This is a genomic window from Rhizobium sp. 862_C5_N1_2 (genome assembly GCF_051811205.1).
GTDB classification, from domain to species: Bacteria; Pseudomonadota; Alphaproteobacteria; order Rhizobiales; family Rhizobiaceae; genus Rhizobium; species Rhizobium leguminosarum.
On record NZ_JBPWPT010000006.1, the window covers coordinates 114,496 to 139,196 of the forward strand.

Annotated in this window: 22 protein-coding genes; 21 read left to right on the top strand and 1 reads right to left on the bottom strand. The window is 58.7% G+C overall.

Annotated elements, in window-relative coordinates:
• The first annotated feature begins 144 nt into the window (after positions 1-144).
• From ACD590_RS37820 to ACD590_RS37915, 20 genes are all read left to right on the top strand, one after another.
• The gene (locus ACD590_RS37820) at positions 145-1,050 is read left to right on the top strand and encodes a LysR family transcriptional regulator (protein ID WP_004129742.1); all 906 of its coding nucleotides are present in this window, start codon (positions 145-147) and stop codon (positions 1,048-1,050) included.
• Positions 1,051-1,365: 315 nt separating this feature from the next.
• Positions 1,366-2,868 (top strand): aminoacyl-histidine dipeptidase, encoded by a 1,503-nt coding sequence (locus ACD590_RS37825; RefSeq protein WP_064843719.1) that lies wholly within the window; start codon positions 1,366-1,368, stop codon positions 2,866-2,868.
• A 9-nt stretch (positions 2,869-2,877) separates the two neighbouring features.
• Positions 2,878-3,345 carry a cupin domain-containing protein gene (locus ACD590_RS37830; RefSeq protein ID WP_004129736.1) on the top strand — a complete coding sequence of 156 codons (468 nt, stop codon included), beginning with the start codon at positions 2,878-2,880 and terminating at the stop codon, positions 3,343-3,345.
• On the top strand, positions 3,345-3,749 hold the full coding sequence (locus ACD590_RS37835) for a cupin domain-containing protein (protein WP_064843721.1): 405 nt from the start codon (positions 3,345-3,347) through the stop codon (positions 3,747-3,749). Before ACD590_RS37830 ends, ACD590_RS37835 begins: the two co-directional genes overlap by 1 nt.
• Positions 3,750-3,841: 92 nt before the next feature.
• Complete coding sequence (locus ACD590_RS37840; protein WP_004129729.1) at positions 3,842-4,912, top strand: sugar ABC transporter substrate-binding protein; 1,071 nt, start codon at positions 3,842-3,844, stop codon at positions 4,910-4,912.
• Between the two features lie 59 nt (positions 4,913-4,971).
• Complete coding sequence (locus tag ACD590_RS37845; protein WP_064843723.1) at positions 4,972-6,507, top strand: sugar ABC transporter ATP-binding protein; 1,536 nt, start codon at positions 4,972-4,974, stop codon at positions 6,505-6,507.
• Positions 6,500-7,474 (top strand): ABC transporter permease, encoded by a 975-nt coding sequence (locus tag ACD590_RS37850; protein ID WP_081284272.1) that lies wholly within the window; start codon positions 6,500-6,502, stop codon positions 7,472-7,474. The genes ACD590_RS37845 and ACD590_RS37850 overlap by 8 nt, the downstream gene beginning before the upstream one ends.
• A gap of 7 nt (positions 7,475-7,481) precedes the next feature.
• Entirely contained in the window at positions 7,482-8,189 is a 708-nt protein-coding gene (gene araD / locus ACD590_RS37855) for an L-ribulose-5-phosphate 4-epimerase AraD (protein ID WP_064843725.1), read from the top strand.
• 7 nt (positions 8,190-8,196) lie between these two features.
• Entirely contained in the window at positions 8,197-9,813 is a 1,617-nt protein-coding gene (locus ACD590_RS37860) for a ribulokinase (protein WP_064843727.1), read from the top strand.
• Positions 9,814-9,856: 43 nt separating this feature from the next.
• Positions 9,857-10,774, top strand: a complete 918-nt coding sequence (locus tag ACD590_RS37865) for a LysR substrate-binding domain-containing protein (RefSeq protein WP_040140048.1) — start codon at positions 9,857-9,859, stop codon at positions 10,772-10,774.
• A 423-nt stretch (positions 10,775-11,197) separates the two neighbouring features.
• Positions 11,198-11,881, top strand: a complete 684-nt coding sequence (locus ACD590_RS37870; RefSeq protein WP_040140051.1) for a GntR family transcriptional regulator — start codon at positions 11,198-11,200, stop codon at positions 11,879-11,881.
• Positions 11,882-11,969: 88 nt separating this feature from the next.
• The gene (locus ACD590_RS37875) at positions 11,970-12,857 is read left to right on the top strand and encodes an NAD(P)-dependent oxidoreductase (RefSeq protein ID WP_064843728.1); all 888 of its coding nucleotides are present in this window, start codon (positions 11,970-11,972) and stop codon (positions 12,855-12,857) included.
• Positions 12,858-12,948: 91 nt separating this feature from the next.
• Positions 12,949-13,377: a carboxymuconolactone decarboxylase family protein gene (locus ACD590_RS37880; protein WP_170961475.1), complete on the top strand. Its 429-nt coding sequence runs from the start codon at positions 12,949-12,951 to the stop codon at positions 13,375-13,377.
• A gap of 79 nt (positions 13,378-13,456) precedes the next feature.
• The gene (locus ACD590_RS37885) at positions 13,457-13,840 is read left to right on the top strand and encodes a hypothetical protein (protein WP_064843732.1); all 384 of its coding nucleotides are present in this window, start codon (positions 13,457-13,459) and stop codon (positions 13,838-13,840) included.
• On the top strand, positions 13,837-14,733 hold the full coding sequence (locus tag ACD590_RS37890) for an alpha/beta fold hydrolase (RefSeq protein WP_064843734.1): 897 nt from the start codon (positions 13,837-13,839) through the stop codon (positions 14,731-14,733). Before ACD590_RS37885 ends, ACD590_RS37890 begins: the two co-directional genes overlap by 4 nt.
• Before the next feature lie 25 nt (positions 14,734-14,758).
• Entirely contained in the window at positions 14,759-15,925 is a 1,167-nt protein-coding gene (locus ACD590_RS37895; protein WP_064843736.1) for an ABC transporter substrate-binding protein, read from the top strand.
• A gap of 89 nt (positions 15,926-16,014) precedes the next feature.
• Entirely contained in the window at positions 16,015-17,568 is a 1,554-nt protein-coding gene (locus ACD590_RS37900) for a sugar ABC transporter ATP-binding protein (protein WP_064843738.1), read from the top strand.
• On the top strand, positions 17,565-18,539 hold the full coding sequence (locus tag ACD590_RS37905; RefSeq protein WP_050577727.1) for an ABC transporter permease: 975 nt from the start codon (positions 17,565-17,567) through the stop codon (positions 18,537-18,539). The genes ACD590_RS37900 and ACD590_RS37905 overlap by 4 nt, the downstream gene beginning before the upstream one ends.
• A gap of 11 nt (positions 18,540-18,550) precedes the next feature.
• Entirely contained in the window at positions 18,551-19,570 is a 1,020-nt protein-coding gene (locus ACD590_RS37910) for an ABC transporter permease (RefSeq protein ID WP_013984697.1), read from the top strand.
• A gap of 23 nt (positions 19,571-19,593) precedes the next feature.
• Positions 19,594-21,081 carry an NAD-dependent succinate-semialdehyde dehydrogenase gene (locus ACD590_RS37915; RefSeq protein WP_013984698.1) on the top strand — a complete coding sequence of 496 codons (1,488 nt, stop codon included), beginning with the start codon at positions 19,594-19,596 and terminating at the stop codon, positions 21,079-21,081.
• Between the two features lie 739 nt (positions 21,082-21,820).
• Here the strand turns inward: ACD590_RS37915 and ACD590_RS37920 are convergent.
• The gene (locus tag ACD590_RS37920; protein ID WP_064843739.1) at positions 21,821-22,927 is read right to left on the bottom strand and encodes an NAD(P)-dependent alcohol dehydrogenase; all 1,107 of its coding nucleotides are present in this window, start codon (positions 22,925-22,927) and stop codon (positions 21,821-21,823) included.
• A 666-nt stretch (positions 22,928-23,593) separates the two neighbouring features.
• On the opposite strand from ACD590_RS37920, the gene ACD590_RS37925 reads away from it, so the two are divergent.
• Entirely contained in the window at positions 23,594-24,682 is a 1,089-nt protein-coding gene (locus ACD590_RS37925) for a substrate-binding domain-containing protein (RefSeq protein WP_013984701.1), read from the top strand.
• Positions 24,683-24,701 lie beyond the last annotated feature (19 nt).

Sequence of the window (24,701 nt, forward strand, 5' to 3'; positions counted from 1 at the left end):
ATGTCAAATTTTTGACTGCTTCCGTGGTCATCACATACCAAAGCCAGGTTAGATGAATAAGGATTGAAGATACCAGCCGTCTGAAGCAAGGTCGGCGTCGGCCAGGGCGATCTTATTCAGTCGAAGTGGGAGTATCCATAACTCATGGTATCCACGCGGGCCGATCTGGCCGACCTTGAAACTTTCGTCGCGATCGCGAGGGCGGGGGGGTTCCGAAAGGCGGCCGCGCTTCGCGGCGTTTCCGGCTCCGCTCTCAGCCACTCGATCAGGGGTTTGGAGGCCCGTCTCGGCGTCCGTCTGTTTCATCGGACAAGCAGGAGCATCAGTCTCACCGCCGCCGGCGAAGTACTGCTTGCCGAACTAGAGCCCCGTTTCCTCGGCATCCAGGCTGCGATGGATCTCCTGGACAGTTTCAGGAGCGGTCCTACGGGCAGGGTGAGAGTGACCACGCTGCGTGACGCCGCCGAGCTGTTGATCGCTCCTCGACTGCACAGTTTTCGCAGCAACTACCCAGATGTCGAGATCGAAGTCAGCGTCGAGGATCGCTTTATCGATATGGTCGCCGAGGGTTTCGACGCGGGCATCCGCTATGGAGGAACAGTTCCCGAGGGGATGATCGCGTCGCGTCTGACTGCCGAACTTGAATGGATCGTCGTCGGCTCTCCAACCTATCTCAACGAACGAGGGCGGCCGGAGCGGCCGGAAGATCTCTTGACGCACGAGTGCATCCGGATCCGAACCGGTACAGACCACGTCTGCAAATGGGAACTTGGCGACGGAGACCGCATGGTTACCCTAGACGTCCCTGGACTGCTCACGCTCGGGGATTCAGAACTGTCCATCCGCATGGCGCAGGAGGGGGGCGGTCTCTTTTACTGCCTGCGCGCACGCGTCGAGGACAAACTGGCGGCTGGTCTGCTCGAAGTGGTGCTGCCGGACTGGTCGTCTACTGGGCCGGGTTTTCATGCATACTACGTTTCGCACCGACAGGTGCCGTCCGCGCTCCGGACGTTTCTCGACCACCTTAAGGCGCCGCTTCCGGACGATTGAAGCGACCTCGCGAGCCAGCTCCAAATTACGCAGATGCCTACATGGTATCCGAAACTCGTAGAGGTTTCGGCCTGCGCTTCAATGGATGCGTTAGCTTATACTATAACGAATTCAGATGAAAAAAGCTCATCTATTTTATGAAATATTGCGTTTGAAATAGGAGCTGAAAGCAGAGATGGTTCGATGCGTGGAGGGCATCTGAACCTGGATCGCCTTAGCGCGTAAGATGAGATGCAATACGGTTTACGAGGTCGCCGGACTATGTTCGGCGAGGGAAGAAGTATTGCGCAGATGCCGTATTAGGAGGAGGGCCGAATGAGTTTCCCCGCTGGAAAAACTGTAGATAAACGCGACAATTCTATTCTTGCTGGTCTCGAACCGGCGATCTTCTTTGGCTTTTTCGAAGAGCTGAGTGCGATCCCGCGCGGTTCTTACAACGAAAAGCAGGTCAGCGATCACATCGCCGATTTTGCCCGGGCACGCGGCTTCGAGGTTTACCAGGACGAGATCTACAATCTCCTCATCAAGAAGCCGGGCACACCCGGCTACGAAAACTCGCCGACCGTCATTCTTCATGGGCATACCGACATCGTCTGCGAGAGCGACGAGGGTGTTGACCACGACTTTGAGAACGAAGGCATCAAACTTCAGGTTATCGGCGATTTCATCCATGGGACGGGGACAACCCTTGGGGCGGACAACACCGTTGGTGTGGCTTTCGCAATGTCGTTGCTGGCATCCGACGATATCTCGCATCCGCCGCTTGAAGTCATCCTGACGGTTCAAGAAGAAGTCGGCAAGGGCGGCGCACAACACTTCGACGGCACAAAGCTTAGCGGTAAGCGCCTTCTCGACATGAACTGGCACGATCCCAAGTCGCTTTTCGCAGGCTGCGCTGGCGATATTTCAGTGCGCTTCAAGATTCCGGTTCAGTGGGAACCGCGCGTTTCGGGGCAGGCCGCCCTTTCGCTGCGGATCTCCGGCCTGAGCAGCGGTCATTCCGAATTCGACATCCATCTTGAACGCGCTAACGCGATCGTCCAGCTCGGACGGCTGCTCCGGATTGCCATCCGGGATGCTGGGGCCAGCGTAGCCGAAGTCAAGGGTGGCGTGAACCGTTACGTTATCCCGGGTGAGGCGGAGGCGATCATTTCGATCGATGCCTCGCGGATTGTCGATCTCAGACAGAGAATTGAAGCGGAAGCGGCTTCGATTGCGCTTGAGTACAAAGCAAGCGATCCCAACCTCAAGGTCACAGTCAGCGAGTCAGGGAGGCAGATTACTGAAGTCTTCTCGGCTCAGTCCGCCCGGGCGCTGGTCGATGCCCTGAACCTGCTTCCCAACGGCGTCCAGAGCAAGAGCCTTCAAGTCGAGGGCCTCGTCGAGAGCTCCAACACCGTGGCGTTGCTTTCAAGCGATAAGGAGGCCATCGAAATCGTCAATACGGTCCCAAGCGCCGTCAGCTCCCGTCGCTACAACATCGTCGACAAAATCCGGCAGCTGTCAGAACTCATCGGCAACGGCGCGAGCGTGGAGACATTCGCGGATTGCCCGGAATGGCCATACAATCCTCATTCGCGAATGCTCAACGCCGCCAAAGCCGCTTACGAGCGCGAGTTCGGCGAGCAGCCACATGTGGAAGTCTCTCACTCCAGTCTCGAGCTCGGCCTTTTTCGAAAGAAGGTTCCTGACATTGACATGCTGTCGATCGGACCGGAAGCGTTCGACGTCCACACCACGCGCGAGCGCCTCAACCACACGACAGTCGATCCGACCTGGCGGCTTCTCAAGTCGCTGCTCCGCGAACTCCGGACCTAAGGTACTAAAATGCCAAAACTGCCAAGCTACTTCGGCAATTTCCCACATCCGCCCAGCGAAAAGAAGCCGGTCCATCTGACGCGCGATAGCTACAAGATGTTCATCTATACGGGGACGAAGCCGTACTCGAGCGACCTCAACTACCTGCTCGCCAGCACGGACCAGCAGACCACTGGCATCTATCAGCTCGCGCCGGGAAGCAACTTCGACCCGGCCGACATTCACGCGGGTGACGAGGTGTACTATGTCCTCGAAGGTGTTGTGCATCTCCTAAACCCCGAAACCGGGCAGACAGAGGAACTCGGACCCGGTGACGCGGTGCTTATCCCCAAGGGCGCTCCGCATCGCGGCTATAACTTCAGCGACAAGGCTGCAGTTATCCTGTTTTGCATCGCACCGCGTATCTGGGACGAGAATGGCCCTCCGACCGGCTATGACGGGCCGACGCGCCTCTATAAGCACGAAGGGAGAGCGTGATGAGCCTTGAGAAACTCGGAGCCTATCCAGTAGACGGCGCTCAGGCGCGCAAGAGGGGCGACCTGGTGAAGGTCGCAAAAAGCGATCGTCTGAACATCGTCTCCGGCCGCGATCATCCCGTTCTCGTCCAGTTCTGCGTCAGCAACGATTACATGCACGTCGGAGAGCTGACTATCCCTGTGGGTGGCGTTGGACCGCGCGCGAGCGAACCCGACAGCCATGGAGGGGACGCAGTCTTCTACGTTCTGCAAGGCCCCGCAACCTTCTATTTGGCGGATACCGACGAAACCTTTCACATCCGTGACGGCGAGTCTTTCTTCCTGCCCGGCGGCATCAGCTACCAGTGCCTAAACTACGGCTCCAACCCGATCCGGATGGTCTTCACGATCGCACCGGGACTGTAAGCCGAAGATTTGAATCTCAGATTGCCAAGCTTCGCCGCGGACCCGTTCCGCGGTTGGGAAAACTTTGTCTTGTCACCACCAGGGAGGATCATGTGACAATTTTCAGACGGACGTTAATCTTCGGTGCTGCTCTCGGGCTCACCGCTTCGCTTTCCTTCAGCCCAGCGCTTGCACAGCAGTTGGATTATTCGAAGGTGTTTCCTGGCATCTTGATGGACAAGGACATCAAGCCCACAGGCCAGGAAGTCAAACCCGCTAAGAAGGATAACCGCCCGCTCAAGGTCGGCTTCCTGCCGACGGCGATGGACACCTACTATCAGCGTGTTCTGGCTGGCGTGAAAGAAGAAATCGATAAGCGCGGTGGCGACGGCACTATCCAGCTTCTCGTGCAAGCTCCGAGCAGCCAGTCTGCCACGGACGACCAGATCAGGACCATGGAAGCCTGGATCAACGACGGTGTGGATGCGATCGCGGTTGCCTTATACAACGAAGGCGCGTTGCTGCCCTCCATCCGGCGCGCCACCGAGGCGGGCATTCCGATCTTCCTCTTCAATTCACCCGTCGCCGACAACCCATATTATGTCAGCGATATCGGCTACGACCAGAGTGACGGTGGTCGTGCGCAGGCGCAATGGCTGGTTGACACCTATGGCGACAAGGAAGTCAAGCTCGGGATCCTGGAGGGCCTGCCCGGTCCGCATACGAGCCAGCGCATGAAGGGTTTCAATGAGGTCATCTCGAAGCACCCCAACTTCAAAATCGTCGCTCAGCAGCCGGCTGGCTGGGTGCGTGCCCAAGGCCTGTCGGTGACTGAAAACATGTTCACCGCCAACCCCGATATCGAAGTCCTCGTCGCGCTCTACGACGAGATGGCCCTTGGCGGTCTGCAGGCCCTCAAGGCTAAGGGGCTGAACGGCAAGGTGGCAATCGTCGGCTACGAAAATATGAAGGAAGCCAACGACGCGATCCTCACCGGCGACTTTGCAGCAACGGTCGACACCGGGGCCAAGGAAGAAGGTCGCAACATCATTCGAGCGGTGGATGAGTTCGTGATGAAGGGCACCGCCCTGCCGAAGAAGATCTTCGTGGCGCCCAAAACCTACGATGCGAAGAACATCAAGACCTTCGATCAGAACGACTACGTCTACGTCCAGCAGAAGTAGATGTGACAGTACGCGGCCCCGCCTCGCGCGGGGCCGCCCACTCAAAAAGGGCGACCTGAATGACAAACGCTCCGCTGCTCGAGATGAAAGGCATTGCCAAACGCTTCGGCAACACGAAGGCGCTTGATGGCATCGAGCTCGTACTCAATCCCGGCGAGGTTCTCGGCCTGGTCGGTGAGAACGGCGCAGGCAAGTCGACGCTCATGAAAATCCTCTCTGGTGCATATGCACGCGACGAAGGCACCATTGCTGTCAGAGGTAAGGGGGTCGATCTGAACAATCCCAAAGACGGGTCCAGGGCCGGCATCGCGATCATCTACCAGGAGCTGAGCCTGTTTCCGGACTTTGACGCCGCCGAAAATATATTCGCGGGCAGGGAGCTGCGGCACGGGCGTGCAAGTGCATCACCGCTTGACCATTCGGCCATGCGGGCAGCCGCCTCGCGTATCCTGAAGGGCGAGTTAGGCGTCGACGTACCTCTCGACAGGCCAGTTCGAGAGCTTAGCCTCTCGCATCGGCAGATGATCGAGATCGCCAAAGCCATTAGCAGCAACGCCGACATCATCATCATGGACGAGCCGACCGAAGCGCTCGAGGAGGTCGAACGCAAACAGCTGTTCGCCATCATCAAGAAGCTTCAGCAGGCCGGTAAAGCTCTCATATATGTGTCTCACCGGATCCAGGAACTCCTCGGCATCGTCAGCCGCGTGATGGTCTTGCGCGATGGCAGCGCGGTCGCAGACCTGCCCGTATCGGAGCTCGACGTAGACAAGGTCGTCAGTGCGATGATCGGCGGCTCTCTCGCAAAACAGTTTCCTCCCCGCGTCCCGGCAAGGTCCGAACCCTCGTTGGACGTTCGCGGTTTGACGAAAAGGGGTGTCTTCGAAGACATCACCTTCTCGGTAGCCCAGGGTGAAATCCTCGGCGTCACGGGTCTCGAAGGATCAGGCAAGAGCGCGCTCCTGCGGGCGATCTTCGGGCAGATCCCGCATGAGACCGGCTCGATTCTGATCGACGGAAAGCAAGCGGCGATTTCGGACCCGACGGACGCTATTCGTCAACACGTCGCCTTCTTGCCCGCCGAACGTAAAACCGAGGGGATTTTTCCACAACACAATGTCGCCTGGAACCTCTCTATCGCCAACCTTCGAACGCTCGGCAAAATCACGTTGATGCCGAAAAAGGAGCGCGAGATTGCCTCCGGCTACATCGCCAAGCTCGGCGTGAAATGCGACGGCCCCGGTGCCGACATCACATCGCTGAGCGGCGGTAACCAGCAAAAAGTCATGCTTGCTCGCTGGCTGCTCACCCAGCCAAAGGTGCTCATGCTTGAGGAGCCAACGCGTGGCGTCGACGTGCGTGCCAAGGCCGAGGTCTACACCCTCATCCAGGCTGCTGCGAAGGACGGCTGTGCTGTCATCGTGGTGTCCGCCGACAACGCGGAACTTCTTGGACTGTGTCACCGGGTCGCGGTCATGTTCGAAGGACGGATCTCGGCGGTCGTCGATGCGGCGACCTCCAAGGAAGAAACACTCGCTCTTCATTCGGTGAGGCCGCCGCAAGGCCATCATCTTCAGGGAGGTATCCATGGCTGATATTGCAGCTACACGCCCGCGCTCGCCCCTTACGCTCGCACGCAGCGGCGGCAATGCCGGCGTTTATCTGGCCTTCGTCGTTCTTCTGGTGGCGCTCGGCTTTGCCGCTCCGCGGTTTTTCACCTTCGGCAACTTGACTGACGTTCTTCGTCAGGCGGTCCCCATTGCCGTGACCGCGTTTGGAGCGACCTTTGTGATCGGGATGCGGGGCATCGACCTCTCCGTCGGTTCGACACTTGCGCTGAGCGGTCTTGTGACCGCAAACCTGATTGTGCTTGGCTATCCCGTTCCTCTGGCATGCGCAGGGGGGATTGCGGTCGGTGCGGTGATCGGACTGGTGAACGGCATCCTGATCACCAAGGTCGGGATCACGGACTTTATCGCCACAATGGCCATCATGGTCATCAGCCGCGGTATCGTGATGGTCTACACTCAGGGTATTCCGATCGTCGGAGCCTCCGACCCCGCCTTCCGAATGATCGGCCAGAGCTATGCCGGCGGTGTTCCTGTTCCGGTCATTCTGACCGCCATCGTCTTCGCGATCGCCTTCTACCTTCTCTATTACACGCGTTTCGGCCGTTTCGTTCTCTCGATCGGCAGCAATCCGGACGCTGCCCGGCTGGTCGGCATCCCCACGGACAAGGTCAAGATCGCCGTTTACGTGCTGGTCGGGGTCCTGTCGGCCTTCGCGGGCGTTCTGCTCACCTCGCGCCTTGAAGCCGCCATGCCTGAAGCCGGCCAGGGGTACGAGCTGGATGTCATAGCTGCCGTGGTTATCGGCGGAACGGGTTTGTCCGGCGGGCGCGCCACTCTTTTTGGAACCGCCGTAGGTGCCGTTTTGATGGCGGTCGTCCGCAACGCGCTCAACCTGCTCAACGTGAACACCTTCTGGCACCAGGTCGTCATCGGCACGATCATCCTGATCGCCGTGGCAGCCGATCGTTTCAGTCGCCGCCAAAAGGCCTGAGGAGACGATGATTAAATATTCCGAGCTCCGCAAGTCCGTTCTTGATGCAAATGCCGCGCTCTACGATAGCGGCCTTGTCATCTCGACGTTCGGTAACGTCAGCGCTATCGACCGCGAGAAGCGTGTTGTCGCCATCAAACCGAGTGGCGTTTCCTATAAGGCAATGCAGGTCGCAGATATCGTTGTAACCGACCTCGATGGCAATATCCTAGAGGGCACGCTGCGACCATCGTCTGATCTCGATACGCACCTGGAACTCTACAAAAGCTTCAAGTCTATCGGTGCCGTGGTCCACACGCACTCGTTCTTCGCGACGGTGTGGGCCCAATCCGGCCGGGGTATCCCTGCCATGGGAACGACCCATGCCGACTATTTCAACGGAACGATCCCCGTTACTCGCAAGCTGCGCGACGACGAAATCATAGACGGTTACGTCCGCAACACGGGCAAGGTCATCGTCGAGGCACTCGGAAATAATGCGCCGCTCTCCGTCCCCGCAGCCCTGGTTAACGATCACGGTCCCTTCTGCTGGGGCAAGGACGCAGCCGACGCCGTTCATAACGCGGAGATGCTCGAGGCTGTCGCCAAGATTGCCTTCCACGCCCGGCAACTGAACCAGGACGATCCAGAAATTTCCGACGCTTTGCTGGACCTCCACTATCAACGCAAGCACGGCCAGTCGGCGACCTACGGCCAGCCAGACAGTTCCAAGTAGGATTATCATGTCGATTGTAGCAGGAGTTGATTTCGGAACTTTGAGCGTGCGGGTAACGCTGGCTGATTCCAAGAAGGGTTCCCTTGGAACCTGCGTCGCGGAATATCCTCTCGAGCGGCGTCGTTCCGATCCCGACCTGGCAACGCAGTCCCACGTAGATCATATGGAAGCGCTTGTGCTGGCGATGCATCGAGTGATCGACGAATGCGGCGTAGATTCCAAGGAGATCCGTGCGATTGCGGTCGACACGACGGGGTCCTCGGTGTTGCCTGTCGACAAAAATATGCAGCCTTTGGGGGACTACTACCTCTGGTGTGATCACCGCGCCAAAGCGGAAGCCGAAGAGATAACGGCGATGGCGCACGACATGCACATTGAAGCAATTGAATGGTGCGGCGGAACCTATTCCCACGAGTGGGGCTTTGCCAAGCTTCTCCACTGGATGCGCCACAATCCCGACCAGCGCGAGCGCTTTGGGACCGCCGTGGAACATTGCGACATGGCGGCCGCGGTCCTCACCGGAGTGACCGACACGGCTCGCATGGTGCGCAGCGTCTGCGCCATGGGACACAAGTGGATGTGGAACCCGAAATGGGGTGGCTTGCCCTCGCAGGCTTTCTTGTCCCGCGTCGATCCGCTTTTCGACGGCGTGCGCGAGAAGATTGGCGGAACATATCAGACCTCTGCTTCGATCGCAGGTGGGCTCAGCACATACTGGGGCGAACGACTCGGCCTGACCTCCGGGATACCAGTTCCCACGGGTGCGTTTGATGCCCATTGGGATGCAATTGGCGCTGGCTGCCGTCTGGGGGACGTCGTCAATGTGATCGGTACGTCGACCTGTATCATTGCCGTTAGTGAACGTGTGAAGCTAATCCCCGGTGTTTGCGGCGTCGTCCCAGGGAGTGCACATCCAGACCTTGTGGGAGTTGAGGCAGGCCTGTCTGCGACAGGCGACCTGTTCGATGCAATAGCACGACGTGCCGGCACGACGGTGTCCAGGCTCGCTGAAGGCCTGGAAAGCATCGAAGGCGGAAAGACCGGTCTGATGCGTCTCCCCTGGGACAACGGGGACCGGACGGTTCTCGTCCGCTCCGACCTTGGTGGAATGACGCTTGGCTGGCATCTCGGCCATACAGCGCAGGACGAACTGTATGCCGCGATTGAAGGTACGGCTTTCCACACACGGGTTGTCCTGGAGCGGATGGAGCAGCACGGCGTTCCAGTGAACCGCGTCATTAATGGGGGAGGTATCCCGCAAAGGAACGACATCCTCAACCAGATCTACGCCAATGTTATAGGCAAGCCGATATTGGTCCCCGACGGTATTCCGACCGGTCTCGGTTCGGGAATATTCGCCGCTCTTGCAGCCAAAGATCATGGATCAATCGAGAGCGCTCAGGCAGCCATGTGCGTGGGCTACAGAAAGTTTGAGCCTGATCCGAGCACGCGCGGACGTTATGAGACCCTCTATCAGCTGTTCAAGCAGGTCTATATGGGCTTTGGCACCTCGAGCCTCGCAGACTTCTCGCAAGTTCTCGGAGACATCAAGCGGATTGCTGCAGGTGAGAGTATTCGGTCCGAGTTTGGCCACCGTGCCGCGCGCAAGGTAGCATTGCTATGACCCGCTGTGCTCTTAGATCAGATGTCTATGGATCGAGAACGTGATGACGTCACTTCCATCCATTCGTGCAATACAGTCGTTCGTCGCAGCCGGCAGAAAGGGTTCATTTCTCGAGGCTGCTGCCCAGCTGCAGCTTACTCCGTCGGCGATCAGCCACCAAATCAGGCTGATGGAAGACGACCTTGGGGAAAAACTCTTTCACCGCATTGGAAGGAACGTGTCGCTCACCGAGATTGGCGAGCGATACCACCGTGATCTTTCAGAAGCGCTTTCGATGATTGAGCAGGCGACCGATGAGGTGTGCCGGCGCAACAGCGTCGACGTCCTGAGCGTCGGCTGTGCTTCAAGTCTGGCTTCGCTATGGCTTATGCCAAGATTGCCTCGGTTCGAAGAATTGTATCCCTCGATCGAAATCAGGCTTCTGTCGACATCGGATCCTGCAAAATTGTCCGATGGCTCGGTCGATGTCGATATCTGCTACGGCAGCGCTCCTCGACTGGGCTCTATCGCGGCGGAGGAGTTCCCCCTTGAGACAATCGTCGTAGCCTGCTCTCCCGAGGTGGCGAATGGCGAGCGGCCCATACGCAAGCCATCGGATCTGGTGGGCCACACCTTAATCAAGTCGGAGCAGACGCTTTACAGCTGGCAACAATGGGCGAAGGACCACGGCTTGGCGATTGACGTCAATCGCGGCGCTCGATTTCGCGATGCGTTTATGGCGATCGCGACCGCTGTCGAAGGACGCGGCGTGTGCCTGGAGAGCTACCGGCTTCTTGAACGGGATGTGGAAAGAGGTAACCTCGTCCTTCCGTTCGGGATGACAGGCCCCAACCTTCGTTGCCACACGCTCACATATGTCCGCTCGCGGCTCAGATCAGAAAAGGTCAACGCGTTCAAGCAATGGCTGGAAAACGTATGGCTTGAAGACGCTGCCTCGGCTGAAATGCGGGCGCGAGGCTGATCGAACCTCTGACGGGCAGCAAGATCGTCCGGCGTTCTTTGAAACGCTGAGACAGCAATATGCGTGATGCCCAACCTTCTCTTAGCCATGCCTCGAGATTTTTTGAAGTTTTTGCGATTGCGAGGGGAGCGGCCACCGAGCGCGATATGCGCCGTCTTCTGTCCTTCTCACCAGTCTATGCGCTGACAACTTCAAGGCCATAGCTGTAGGACCGTGTCAGATCGCGCTCCGGGCGGCGCTATCCGCGACTTAAGAGCCCGCAAGTCTATGGCTGTCAGACACGACGAGCAGGCAAAGCTGTCGCGAAGAGATCAACTGAGACTGGCAGCTCTCAGACAATCTGGATTGATATTAAGAGCGAATGCCTCCATATGTAGAGAATGATTTAGCGCGGCGTGAGCCGATTACAGGTGTTGGCGGGCGATGCAGACAGACCTACAGATATCCAGACAAAGTGCGACGTTGCGCGTAAAAGTTGAGGAGACTCTACGTCAGGCGATAGCCAGTGGGCGATTTAAGCCCGGCCAGCGACTGGTAGAGCGAGAACTTTGCGAAATGCTGGGCGTCGGCAGGACCTCGGTTCGCGAGGCAATGCGACAGCTCGAAGCTGAAGGCATTATCACAAGCTATCCCCATAAGGGACCGGTCGTCAGTACGATCACCTACGAGGAAGCGCAGCAACTCTATACCGTTCGGGCTCTTCTTGAAGGATTCGCGGGCCAGCAGTTCGCTGAGCATGGCACTGCCGCCGACATAGCGACACTTCTAGCCGCGGTGGTCGAATTCGAAGCCGCCGCCGAAAGTGGCGTCGGTGCGCGCCTCATAGATGCGAAAAACGCATTTTACAACTGTTTGATGGACGGCAGCAAAAACGTGTTCGTAAGGCAAATGCTGACAGCTCTGCACAATCGGATCAATCTCCTTCGAATGACAACCATGACGCAACCGGGACGCCTTGCGCACAGCATTGCCGAAATCAAGGATATTGCGAACGCAATCCAGAATCGCAACGGGCCGTTGGCGGCGGCGGCCTGCAAATTCCATATCGACCAGGCTGCCAAGGTCGCACTTGAATACCTCCGGAAGAACGCAGCGCTAGAAACTTAAAATTTCGATTGACAGATTGTCTGATAATCTTTTTAATCCTCTCTGAAGGAAGGCGGGTTTCATTGCTCGCACGCGTCCGGAGGAAAAAATGTCATCGACACTCAACGCAACGCGCGTGGCCTTTATAGGGCTGGGCGCGATGGGCCAACCTATGGCTCAACATCTCATTTCGGCGGGCTTCGATGTCGTCGGTTTCGACCTCTCGAAAGACGCCAAGACAAAGCTCGCTGATGCGGGCGGGCGAGCCGCCGAAACGATTTCTGACGCCATGGTCGGGGCCAGTTTCGTGATCACCATGCTTCCGAACGGCAAGATCGTGCGCGAGGCGCTGCTGGGCGAAAACGCCTGTGGCGGCCTGAAGCAGAATGCCGTCGTCATAGACATGAGTTCGTCTGCTCCAAACGACACAAGGGAGCTCGGTCTCGAACTTGCTTCTCGTGGCCTTCGGCTGGTTGACGCCCCGGTCTCCGGAGGCGTCAAGCGCGCCGTTTCTGGCACCTTGACAATCATGGCCGGTGGGGAGGATGCTGATATCGAGGAGGCCGAGCCGCTGCTGAAGGCAGTGGGACAACAGGTGTTCCGGACGGGGCCAGTTGGCTCGGGTCACGCGATGAAAGCGATTAACAACTTCGTATCCGGTGCAGGTGTGCTGGCGGCGATCGAGGGTGTCCTTCTTGGACGTGCCTTCGGCCTGGAGCCGGCGACGATCGTCGATATTCTCAACTCGTCGTCTGGAAAGAACAACGCCACCGAAGTGAAGATGAAGCAGTTCATCCTCTCTGAGACGTTCGGGTCGGGATTTGCCATTGGCCTGATGGCCAAGGATATCCGCATCGCCGCCGATCTCGCCAAGACGCTTGGTCTTCGCCTCGATGCTCTCGCCAGCACGGCAGACGCCTGGGATGCTGCACAGAAGGCGCTAGGCCCATCCGAGGACCACACCCGCATCATCCGATACGTCGAAGATCACAATTAGCCTCGGAAACTCGCGAATTCGGGCGAAACAGACAGATTGTCTGATAATCAGTTTATCTTGTCGTAGACAGTAGAGCTAGGAGCGTTGTCGAATGACCGCCACGAAAGAAACGAAAGTGAAAACACACGGCAAGGAGCGGCCTGTCCCTTCGGAACAGTTCGCTCGAGGGCTGGCGACGCGTCGTGAAGTCATGGGCGATGCCTATGTCGACGCAGCACTCGGTAAGGCGACCGACTTCACCTGGCCTATGCAGCAGCTCGTCACTGAGTATTGCTGGAACGAGATCTGGAATCGACCAGGCCTCGACAGGCGCGCGCGGTCCATTCTGAACCTTGGCATGATCTCTGTTCTCAATCGTCCGCATGAGCTCAAGGGCCACGTGCGCGGCGCGATCAACAACGGCCTTAGCAAGGAGGAAATCCAGGAGATTTTCCTGCAGGTCGCGATCTACGCCGGCGTACCGGCGGGCATCGACAGCTTCCGAAACGCCCAGGAGGTCTTCAACGAAATGGGCATCTGAAGCCGCCGCCGCTAGGCGTGGCGGAAAATTTTGAAGGGCGTGGATCGGCCGCGCCGTTTTAACTAGGGAGGAGCCGAACTTGGCCATCGATCTCGAGAAGTTCAAAAAACTGGCGCTGGAGGACTTCGAGTTCAAGCGCGAAACCCGTTATCTCAACGGCATTATCAAATGCGATTTTCCGACCCGCAGCGTCGCACTCCACTTCGAAGACGGCAAGATGGTGAAGGTCGAAGAAGCCGCCTACGACGACGAGACGTGCAAGATCGTCATCCGGGGCACGGGTGAACAGTGGGATGCGCTTCTCCAGAAGAAGCCGCGGCCGTTTTATCAGTGCCTGCAGTCGTCAAACATCAAACACGGTCTGTACCTTAGCAACAATAACGAAACCTTCGCGTATCTCCCTGCGCTCAATCGCATGACGAACCTGATGCGCGAAGCCCGCCCGGAAGGAGTAGCAGCATGACTAGGCATGATCCAATCACGGGCCGTTACGTCTACCTGACGATCGAAGGCATCGAATATCGCGTCTATTACGAGGAAGCCGGAGAGGGCATTCCCTTGCTTGTCGGTCACACGGCGGGCTCCGACGGCCGCCAGTACCGGCACACGCTCTGCGACGAAGACGTGACCAAGAACTTCCGCGTCATCGCGTTCGACTTGCCCTATCACGGGAAGTCTCTTCCTCCCCACGGCGTTCGCTGGTGGGAGAAAGAGTACAACATGACCAAGAAGTTCATGATGGATTTCCAACTGGAACTCTCTAAGGCCCTTGGTCTGGACCGCCCCGTTTATATGGGTAGCTCGATGGGCGGACATCTTGCTATCGATCTCGCATCGAATTACCCCGACAACTTCCGCGCTACTATCTCCGTCGAAGGCGCACTGCGCTCGGCTGCCGAATATGTCGATGTCGGCATGGCAGGCATTCGGAAAGAATTCGACAACCCAAACGTGAACCGCACCTCCATCGGCGCGGCCATGATGCTCAATATCTCGCCCTACTCACCAGAAGCCAATGTCCGCGAAATCCAATGGGAATATAGCTGCGGCGGTCCGGGCGTCTTCGCAGGTGACCTCTATTATTACTACTATGACCACAATGTCTCGCCCGAAGAGGCGAGCAAGATCGATACGTCGAAGTGCATGCTGTACTTCCTGACGGGCGAATACGATCCGAATACCTCCCCGGCCGACACCAAGATCGCCGCCGATCTCGTCAAGGGCAGCAAGTTCTGGACGATGGAGAAGCTCGGACATTTCCCGGTCACTGAAGACTACACCGAGTTCAGAAAATACCTGCTGCCGATCCTCGAGGAAATCCAGCAGGCATCCGCAACCAGGGCGAAGGTCGCCTGAAACAATCTCTTGGGAGGAGCATCCAATGAGACGGAGTTTAACCGGAACCATGGGGGCGCTGATCGCGGTCAGCGCCCTGACGACCACTGCTTGGGCTGACGGCGTCGACCAGCTCCCCCCCAACGAGAAGAAAATCTACGAGGTCGTCGACCCGCAGGTTCCGCTCGGAGCGAGCGCCTATAAGGACTTCAAGCCAAAGAAAGGACCGCCGTGGAAGATCGGCTACGCCAGTAGCTATGCCGGCAACACGTGGCGCGCAGCCGCCCTCGATGCCGTCATGAATGACCTCTTGCCGCGCTCCAAGGAAGCGGGGCTTGTATCTGAAGTCGTGGTCACTCAGTCCGACCTCAAGGACGCCGTCCAGATTCAGCAGATGCGCCAGATGGTTGATGATGGGGTCGATGCCATCATCATCTGCTGCTCGAACGTCACCGCCCTCAACCAGACGATCGAGTACGCCTATAAGGCAGGCGTTCCTGTTTTCTCGTTTTCGGGATACGTGACGTCGCCTTACGCGATCAACGGCGCTGCCAATCACGCGCAGGGCGGCGGCGAGATGGCGACCTGGCTCGCAGACAAGATCGGCAAGAAAGGCAACGTGCTTCTCGTGTCGGGCATCCCTGGCTTCGCCTCATCCGACAGCTTCGACAAGGCCGCCAAAGAAGCGCTGGCAAAGTATCCCGACATCAAGATTGTCGGCGAAGTGGCTGGCAAGTGGACCGACCAGGTAGCACAGGTCGAGGTGCAGAAATTTCTGGCGACGAACCCCATTCAGATTGACGGTATTCTGACACAGGGCGCGCAGGAGAACGGCGTGTTGAATGCCATGCTCCAGTCGGGTCGTGACATGGTGCCCATTACGCTGGGCGGCGAGGCTTCGGCGGCATGTTACTGGCGCCAGAATCCAGAATGGGTCGATGCTGGCTTCCATATCTGGCCGCCGCGCCGCGAGATGCAGCAGATGTGGGAGATCATGCTTCGCACGCTCGAAGGGCAGGGGCCGAAGGTACAGTCCTTCCTGCGCCCTGTCCTGCCGTTCACCATCGATGACGTTCGCGCTTCGATCCCCGAGGATTGCGATGTGAACTCGACGGATTTCGTCGAACCGAAGGCGGACGGATGGTTCCCAAGTGCGATTGCCGACCAGTACTTCGAGCGTCCTGCCGATCCCTGGAAGCCGGTAGCCAAGTAAGCCGGATCCGCCCGGTGGCTTAACTGCCGGGCGACCGTTGGAAGATCGTAAAAGCCGCCTTGGCGGACGTTGCGGGTGGGAGGTCTGCGATGGGCAGCGAGATAACAGTCAGAATGGTAGATGTCGCCAAGGCGTTCGGGGAGACGAAGGCACTCAAGAAGTGCGACTTCGAGGCCCGCGCCGGGGAGGTGCACGCCATCGTTGGCGAAAACGGCAGCGGCAAGAGCACGATGGCCAAGATCATGTCGGGCGTTTTGCACCCGGACGCAGGCAAGGTCACGATCCTGGGTGAAAAGGTTGCCTCGCCCGTCGACGCCAAGCGGGCCGGCCTGACCACCATCTTCCAAGAAGTCCTGGTTGCTGACGAGGCTAGCGTATTCGAGAACCTCTATGTCGGTCGTGACGGTGTCTTTCGTTCGCAGTCGACCGGCGATCGGCGGAGCGAAGCAGCTGAAATCCTGGCGCGGCTCGTTGGAAAATCCGTAGACCTCGATCAACTGGCAGGCAGCCTGCCGCTCAGCATCAAACAGTGGATCGTCATCGCACGGGCTATTCTTCGCAGGCCGCAGGTGCTGATCCTCGACGAATCTTCGGCCGCGCTCGACCTCGACTCGACCCTCCGGCTCCACGCGGAAATCGACCGCCTTCGTGCCGAGGGCGCGACGATCCTCATCGTAACCCACCGGATCGCGGAACTCGTGCGTATCGCCGACCGTGCGACGATCCTGCGTGATGGGATAACTGTCGGTACGCTCGGAAAGGATGAGATTACCGAGGAAAACCTGCTGTCCATGATGACGCCGGCAGATCGGCGCGCCAGCGATGCGACAGAATACGCCTCCCGAAAGAAGGCGCTATCGGCCCCTCTCATACTAACCGCGACGGGTCTCGCCGCGCACAGGTCGGCGCGCCTATTCGATTTCGACCTTCCCAAGGGGAGCATCGTCGGCGTAGCCGGGCTTGATGGGCAGGGGCAGGACGCTTTTATCCGCGTCTTGGCCGGCATCATCCAGCCGTTCGGTGGCGAGGTGAAGGTCCGCTCGGTTGATACGGACAAGATGATCGCGCTGCAATCGCTCGACGATGCGGCGAAGCTCGGTGTTTCCTACGTCTCCGGGGATCGCAAGCGCGAGGGTATCTTCCCGCAACAAAGCATCTTCGAAAACCTCGCCATCGGTGTCTACAGGAAGACGCTCGGACCCCTGGGCGTGATCCGCAAGCCCACGCTGAAATCCATGTTTAAGCGCGAAGTGGATCGTCTGCGCATCAAGATCGGCAGCCCGTCGAACAGGATCACCTCACTGTCGGGCGGCAACCAGCAGAAGGTGCTTATCGGGCGCGCCTTCGCAAACGATCCCCAAGTCATCCTCCTGAATGACCCCGCGCGCGGTGTCGATCTCGGCACTAAGCGTGACCTCTACCGGGAGTTACGTCTGTTCGCTGAAAAAGGCGGCAGTGTCATCTACGTCTCGAGTGAGATCGAGGAGTTCATCGGGTTTGCCGATCGCGTCGACGTGTTCTTCGGGGGAACGTTGTTTCGATCCCTGACCGGCGAGGAAATCGCCGAGGCACCAATCCTCGCCGCTATGTTCGGGAAAGCCCGGGACGCTTCCGTTGATTTCGATCTGGAAAGGACCGCATGATGTCCGTAACCGCTTTCCGTCAAGTCACGCAGGACCGCTCGTTGTTCGTTCCGGCCGGGCTTTTCCTCGTCCTCCTTTGCGCTGTCGCCTTCCGGGGCCAGGGTCTGTTCACGAACAATGGTCTGGCCGGAGCCATTCTGGTTGCAACGCCGCTGATCCTGACCACGCTCGCGATAACACCGATCGTCATGGCGGGCCGCGGAGCGGTGGACCTTTCCGTGGGCCCGCTCATGGGCTTCGTCAACGTCACGCTCATTACGTGGCTGGTCGGCAACGGCATCACGCACCCGTTGGCCATCATTGCCTGGGCGGTGGGATTGGGAGCAGCGTTCCAGCTGGTGCAAGCACTTGTGATCATCTATGTGCGCGTCGCGCCCATCATCGTCACGCTCTCCGGTTTCCTCGTTCTGTCGGGCGTCAACCTGATGGTCATGTCGCGTCCCGGCGGTGTCGCTCCAGACTGGATGCTAAGCTGGGGCGCGGGAACGAGCATATTTTCGCCTGTCCTGTTGCTTCTGCTCGGCGCTTTCGCAATCTGGGGCGTCCTGAGGGGCACGATGTTTTACCGCAACCTGCGGATGACAGGCGCTGACGAGCGGATGGCCTATACCAGCGGTGTGCAGGTCGACGTCGTGCGCATCATCGCCCATACGGTCGGCGGCGTTTTTGCCGGGCTGGCCGCATTGAGCTACACCGCGCTGATCTCATCCGGCGACCCGACCCAGGGCAGCACCTACACGCTGCAAGCGGTGACGGCGCTGGTCCTTGGCGGAGCTAGTCTCTCCGGGGGCCGCGGCGGTGCGCTCGGCTCGACGCTCGGCGCGATCAACATGTTCCTCATCTCGTATCTTCTGTCCACTTTCAACTTCGGGACGGTTTCCGGCTTCGTCACGCAAATGGCCTTTGGCCTGATCCTCGTTGGGTCACTTCTCGTGAACGTCTTCGTCATCAGCCGCCGCACTGTCGCGTGAGGAGTAAGGAAATGATCTCCACTGTCTTGAACACAGAAATCGGCGCGACCCGTGGCGCCAGCCCTTTGCGCAAGCACAAGAGTATTTCGATCGGCTTCTGTCTCCTTGCGTGTCTGCTCATTCTTGGAGCCCTGCTCGTGCCGGGCTTCGTGTCGCCGCAGAACGCGCGATCGATCCTCCTTCTCGCCGCCTTCCTTGGGCTGGCGTCTGTTGGGCAGACGCTCTGCGCGCTCGTTGGAGCGCTGGATCTTTCCATCCCATACATCATCGGTGGCGCCAATATCCTGCTTCCAAGCCTCATGGTGGCGGGTCTTCCCGCCCCCGTCGCCATGATCGTCGTGCTTCTCCTTGGCATTTTGGTCGGGGCTTGCAACGGCGCCCTCAGCTTCCGGCTGCAGGGTCAGGCGCTGATCATGTCGCTCGGTCTTGGTTTTGCCGCCGTCGGGGCGGTCCAGATCTACACCTCGCTCGGATCGCAGTTCGGCGGTACCGTCTTTGCGCCCGTCCCCGGATGGCTTCGCAACCTTTCGGCGTTCAATGGCAGGTTCTTCGGTCTGCCGTTTCCACCGGTTATCGTCATATGGGCTTTCATCGCCGTCGCTCTGGGCTGGATAATGCACAACACCTGGTTTGGCCGGAGCCTCTATGCTGTTGGCGGGAGCCGCACGGCCGCCGCCCGCCTCGGAATCTCGGAATTCAAGATCTGGACAGTGATTCACAGCGTCAGCGGGGCGATGTCGGCACTCACCGGAATGCTGCTCCTCGGTTTCTCCGGCGGCGGTTTTGTCGGGGTCGGTGATCCCTATCTGTTCACCACCGTGGCGGCGGTCGTTATCGGCGGAACGTCTCTTCTAGGCGGTGCCGGCGGGTATGGAGCGACGGTCCTCGGCGTCCTCGTCCTTACTGTCCTGACCTCGCTTCTCGTCGGCCTGGGGCTCAGTTTCCCGGCACAACAGGCCGTCGTAGGGCTGCTGATCGTCCCCATGGTCGCGATCTACGCCCGCTCACCACACATCCGTAATCAGATTTGAACGTTGCATCGAAAGGAATACCAATGGCTATCTCCACCGCTCTACTGGATCGCCTGAAAGACCCCTCCCTGGTACGCGAGGAAATGCTGGTAGGAGGCGACTGGCGAAAAGAGGGCGCGAGCGGCAAGACGATCCAGGTCCACAATCCCTCGACCGGGGACGTGATTGCGAGCCTCCCGAGCGCAGGACTCCAGGACGTCCGCGAAGCCATCGACGTCGCCAAACTCGCCCAGAAAAAGTGGGCCGCACGATCGGGCAAGGAACGTGCCGGCGTCATGCGGAAGTTCTTCGACCTCGTCACGGCCAACACCGAGGACCTCGCGATCATCCTGACGTCCGAGATGGGCAAGCCTCTAGCCGAGGCACGCGGAGAGGTCGCCTACGGCGCTTCCTACATTGAATGGTTCGGGGAAGAAGCCAAGCGCGTTTACGGCGACACCATTCCGGGGCATCAGGCCGACAAGCGCCTGATAGTCATCAAACAGCCCGTCGGCGTGGTGGCGGCCATCGCGCCCTGGAACTTTCCTTCCGCCATGGTCTGCCGCAAGATCGCCCCGGCGCTGGCATCCGGCTGCGCCATCATCTTCAAGCCGGCCGCCGAAACCCCATTGTCGGCCCTTGCTCTTGCCATACTCGCTGAGCGCGCGGGAATACCCGGCGGCCTGTTCAGCGTCCTGCCGACAGACAACGCCCGGATGTTCGGTGAAGAAGTCTGCTCGAACCCCGTCGTCAAGAAGCTGACCTTCACAGGGTCTACCGAGGTCGGCCGCATCCTGATGGCGCAGGGCGCACAAAAGATCATGAAGCTCAGCCTCGAACTCGGCGGCAACGCTCCCTTCATCGTCTTCGACGATGCCGACCTCGACGAGGCCGTGGAAGGAGCGATGCTGTCCAAGTTCCGCAATGCCGGCCAGACCTGCGTTTGCGCCAACCGTCTCTACGTCCAGAGCGGGGTCTACGACCGCTTCATAGAGAAACTCGCGGCGCGGGTTTCCGCGCTCAAGGTCCTTGACGGGTTCGAGGATGGAGCCACCATCGGTCCGCTGATCAACGACGATGCGGTGGCGAAGCTCTATAGTCACATCGATGACGCGGTCGGTAAGGGTGCGAAGATCGTTGTGGGCGGCGCAAGGGACGAGCGTGGTGGCACCTTCGTCCAGCCGACGCTTCTCTCGGAAGCCACGAAGGAAATGAAGGTCGCACGAGAGGAGACCTTTGCGCCGCTCGCTCCTGTCTTCAGGTTCAAAACGACGGAAGAGGTCATTGAACTGGCCAACGACACAGAGTTCGGTCTCGCCGCCTACTTCTACGCCAACGACCTTCGAAACGTCTGGAAGGTTACGGAGGCCCTGGAGTACGGGATGGTCGGCGTCAACACGGGCCTGATCTCCACGGAGGTTGCACCGTTCGGCGGCGTCAAGCAGTCGGGGTTCGGCCGCGAGGGCTCGAAATACGGCATGGATGACTTCCTTTCCATGAAATACGTCTGCATGGGCGGCATACAGTCATAGTCCAACGGCTGGTGGTGGGTCTTAAGGCTCGCCACCAGCAAGGTTTGAGCTCGTCACGGAAGCCCGATGACACATTCTGCAGAAGGCGGGGAGAGTCTTGGTCAAGACCGCGCCGACAGCCTTCAAAACGAGGCGGCCGACCGCGAGCAGGACCCGGCCGATCACGCTGCCCAGGCGAACGTCGAGGGCAGAACGGCAATGGAACGTCGGAACGTGCGGAGAGAGGCAGGGGCGAGACTCGCCTTTGTCGTGGGTCTGTCTGCTTAAGGCTTCCGTTGGCCCAACGCCTGATGACCCATCTCGAAAGTTTCGTTGGTATTTTTCGACGGGACGGAGAAAGCGCGCCACTGGCCACTCGCTGGCAAGATCATCGCCGATTGTCTGGCATTTTGCTGGTGGCACGTCGACGCAAGGCGCACGTGTCGGGGGACGCTCGGCCTGCCGGCCCGAGTGCTCTTATGGCCCAAGGGCAGCATCAGTTGAATGACGTGCGGTCGTCAACTGCCGCAAGGCCTTGATGAGGGGGTCACGGATCGCCGAGAAATTGCGCCGTCGCAGACTAATATTTTGACCTGGAAGAGCCCACTACCGTTACCGCGACCTGGTCGCGTTGCAATGATGAAACGGGGTTGCGCCTCACACCTGCGTTCCAGAGTGTCCGGGCGAGACCGTGACGACCACGGCCCCGCCGGACGTTGCCTTGGGAGGCTGACTTCTGGACAATGTTCGTGACGAGAGCTTAGTGCTTCATGCGCAGGATTGGCTTGATGACCTTGCCGCTCTCGGAATCGGCCATTGCCTCGTTGATCTGGTTGAGATCGTAGAACTGGACGAGCTTGTCGAACGGGAACCGTCCCTGCTGCCAGTATTCGATGAGCTCGGGTATGAATTTGGAGGGAATGCTCTGGCCTTCGACCACACCGACGAGCGTACGGCCGAACAGAAAGTTGCCGATATCGACGATCCCTTCCGTTCCGAGCGCGGACGATCCGACCAGTCCACAGGTTCCTGGGGTGCCGAGGCAATCGACCGCCTGGCGAAACACCTTCGGCGAGCTCGTGCATTCGAGACTGAAGTCTGCGCCTTCGGGAATGATTTCCCTGATCGCCTTGACGCTATCCCTATTGCGGGCGTTTATGATGTGGGTTGCACCCAGTTCAATCGCCAGTTCGAGACGTTCATCGTTAAGGTCGATCACGATAATGGTCGAGCATCCGGCAATCTTCGCCGCCATGACGGCTGCCATGCCGACCGCACCCGCGCCGAACACTGCAATGGAAGATCCCGGTTGGGGCTTGAGGCAGTTGAGAACCGCTCCGGCGCCAGTTTGCAGCCCGCAGCCCAGCGGTCCCATGAGTTCGAGGGGAACATCTTTGGAAACCCTGACCGCATTGCGCTCGCTGGCGATGGCATAGGTGGCGAAAGAAGACTGCTCGAAGAAGCACCCGCTGATCTGGGTACCGTGTGAATCATGTAGCGGGCAACTGCCATCCGGCCGGGTGCCACGGAAATTTCTGCCGAAAAAGTCTTCACAATAATAAGGCGTGCCTCCCCGGCACTTCTCGCATTTCCCGCAATATGCGTAGCTTAGAGCCACGTGGTCGCCGGGCGAAAGCTCTTTTACATCGGCCCCGACCACTTCCACGACGCCGGAGCCTTCATGGCCGAGAACCACGGGCTGCGGTACGTCATATCCTTGGTCGCGAACAACCATGTCGGTGTGGCAGACACCGCTCGCCACGATCCGGACGAGGATTTCGTCGGGGCGAGGTTGATCGATACCGATGCACTCCAGAACAAGAGGCTTTGCCTTTTCGCGCGAAATTGCAGCGTATGCTTCTTTCATAAAATGACTCCATCAGTGCGCGCTCGGCCGGTAGGTGACACTTGTAGGCGTTCGCAGACAATCAGTCAATTATCTTCAGTGAACCAAAATGGTCGCTGAGGCCATCCCAGCCCGCTACACGGACATGTAAAGAGAAAAATCGATGTAATATCAATTGCTTCCTCAGGGTATTCGGCCGATCTAGATCTTGGTCCGAATTGTTGGCTGTCTTAAAACTGGAATTCGCTTGACAGATTGACTGATTCAGAAGTGGCATTCATCGAACGCGCCGGCTGACGGTGGTGCCCGTATTTCCTGCCTCGCGGCCTCGCTTTCCGGGTGATGGTAGCGATTATGGCTCCCAACTTCCTTTTTATGAACCTCGCCGGCGAGGCGCGGTCTCCTCTGGTTCCTGTTGGCGTGCTCGTGGGTGAGGTGACGGGCGGCTGCTTTGTCTTATTGCTATATCGAACCAAGCAGCAATAAAAGAATAAAAAAATCAGTATGATAACACAGAAGACACGTCAAAAAGCTGAAATTCAATATAGTTTATTGACAGATTGTCTGCTTATTCATAATGATGCGATCTGCCGTTTGTGGGGAGAATTCAGCGATGTCTGGAGGATAGCGGCGCTCCAGATCGCAGACAAAATGACCACGTTGGGTGGCAAGAGGAGGAGAATTTCGATGAAAAGACGTACATTCCTACAGACGGGCAGTGCCTTGATTGCAGCTGGCGCGTTCGGAATACCGGGCATCCTGCGGGCAGAGGATACGATCACCCTGCTGCCCGACACTTGGCCGTCCGAAGGGGAAAACCCCGTCGTCGACGCTGGTAAGTTTGCCAAGTCAGGTCCCTGGAAGATTGGTCACAGCCACTATGGCCTGGCCGGTTCGACGCACACCTATCAAACCGCATTCGAGGCCGAATACGAAATCAGCAGGAACAAGGCCCGTGTCGGCGACTATCAATTCCGAAGCGCCGACCTCAACGCCTCAAAACAGGTCGCCGACATCGAGGATCTGATCGCACAAAAGGTAGATGCAATCATCATTGCGCCGCTTACGACAGGCTCGGCCGTGGAAGGCATCAGGAAGGCGAAGGCTGCCGGCATTCCGACGGTCGTCTATCTCGGTCGCGTCGACACCGACGAATTCACGGTGCAGGTCCAAGGCGACGACTTCTACTTTGGCCGGGTGATGGCGCAGTTCCTGGTCGATAAGCTCGGCAACAAGGGAAAAGTGTGGGTGCTGCGTGGCGTCGCCGGACATCCGATCGATGCTGATCGTTACGCCGGGGCGATCGAGGTCTTCAGCAAGTCCGGTCTCCAAATCACCTCAACCCAGCACGGCAGCTGGTCCTACGAGGACTCAAAGAAGATAGCCGAAAGCCTCTATCTGTCTGATCCGGATGTCGCCGGGGTCTGGACTGACGGCGCGAACATGTCGCTCGGGGTCTTGGACGCGCTGCAGGAAGCCGGGGCTTCCACCATTCCACCGATCACGGGAGAAGCGCTCAACGGTTGGATGCGTCGTTGGAATGACGAAAAGCTCTCTTCGATTGGGCCCATTTGCCCTCCGGCTCTTTCGACGGCAGCCCTGCGTGCGGCCTTCGCGCTTCTCGAAGGCAAGCCGATCCAGCGCAACTGGACCAACCGGCCCAAGCCGATCGTCGACGACAATCTTGCACAGTTTTACCGCTCCGATCTCACGGACGCTTACTGGGCTCCGACAGAAATGCCGAATGAGAAGCTCCTCGAGTACTTCAAGGCCTGACGCATGGAGGGCGCGGACA

Bases quoted from the DNA above. Each gene is read 5' to 3' on its own strand.
- ACD590_RS37820 (WP_004129742.1), top strand. From the start codon at position 145: ATGGTATCCACGCGGGCCGATCTGGCCGACCTTGAAACTTTCGTCGCG.
- ACD590_RS37825 (WP_064843719.1), top strand. From the start codon at position 1,366: ATGAGTTTCCCCGCTGGAAAAACTGTAGATAAACGCGACAATTCTATT.
- ACD590_RS37830 (WP_004129736.1), top strand. From the start codon at position 2,878: ATGCCAAAACTGCCAAGCTACTTCGGCAATTTCCCACATCCGCCCAGC.
- ACD590_RS37835 (WP_064843721.1), top strand. From the start codon at position 3,345: ATGAGCCTTGAGAAACTCGGAGCCTATCCAGTAGACGGCGCTCAGGCG.
- ACD590_RS37845 (WP_064843723.1), top strand. From the start codon at position 4,972: ATGACAAACGCTCCGCTGCTCGAGATGAAAGGCATTGCCAAACGCTTC.
- ACD590_RS37850 (WP_081284272.1), top strand. From the start codon at position 6,500: ATGGCTGATATTGCAGCTACACGCCCGCGCTCGCCCCTTACGCTCGCA.
- araD (WP_064843725.1), top strand. From the start codon at position 7,482: ATGATTAAATATTCCGAGCTCCGCAAGTCCGTTCTTGATGCAAATGCC.
- ACD590_RS37860 (WP_064843727.1), top strand. From the start codon at position 8,197: ATGTCGATTGTAGCAGGAGTTGATTTCGGAACTTTGAGCGTGCGGGTA.
- ACD590_RS37865 (WP_040140048.1), top strand. From the start codon at position 9,857: ATGACGTCACTTCCATCCATTCGTGCAATACAGTCGTTCGTCGCAGCC.
- ACD590_RS37870 (WP_040140051.1), top strand. From the start codon at position 11,198: ATGCAGACAGACCTACAGATATCCAGACAAAGTGCGACGTTGCGCGTA.
- ACD590_RS37875 (WP_064843728.1), top strand. From the start codon at position 11,970: ATGTCATCGACACTCAACGCAACGCGCGTGGCCTTTATAGGGCTGGGC.
- ACD590_RS37880 (WP_170961475.1), top strand. From the start codon at position 12,949: ATGACCGCCACGAAAGAAACGAAAGTGAAAACACACGGCAAGGAGCGG.
- ACD590_RS37890 (WP_064843734.1), top strand. From the start codon at position 13,837: ATGACTAGGCATGATCCAATCACGGGCCGTTACGTCTACCTGACGATC.
- ACD590_RS37895 (WP_064843736.1), top strand. From the start codon at position 14,759: ATGAGACGGAGTTTAACCGGAACCATGGGGGCGCTGATCGCGGTCAGC.
- ACD590_RS37900 (WP_064843738.1), top strand. From the start codon at position 16,015: ATGGGCAGCGAGATAACAGTCAGAATGGTAGATGTCGCCAAGGCGTTC.
- ACD590_RS37905 (WP_050577727.1), top strand. From the start codon at position 17,565: ATGATGTCCGTAACCGCTTTCCGTCAAGTCACGCAGGACCGCTCGTTG.
- ACD590_RS37910 (WP_013984697.1), top strand. From the start codon at position 18,551: ATGATCTCCACTGTCTTGAACACAGAAATCGGCGCGACCCGTGGCGCC.
- ACD590_RS37915 (WP_013984698.1), top strand. From the start codon at position 19,594: ATGGCTATCTCCACCGCTCTACTGGATCGCCTGAAAGACCCCTCCCTG.
- ACD590_RS37920 (WP_064843739.1), bottom strand. From the start codon at position 22,927: ATGAAAGAAGCATACGCTGCAATTTCGCGCGAAAAGGCAAAGCCTCTT.
- ACD590_RS37925 (WP_013984701.1), top strand. From the start codon at position 23,594: ATGAAAAGACGTACATTCCTACAGACGGGCAGTGCCTTGATTGCAGCT.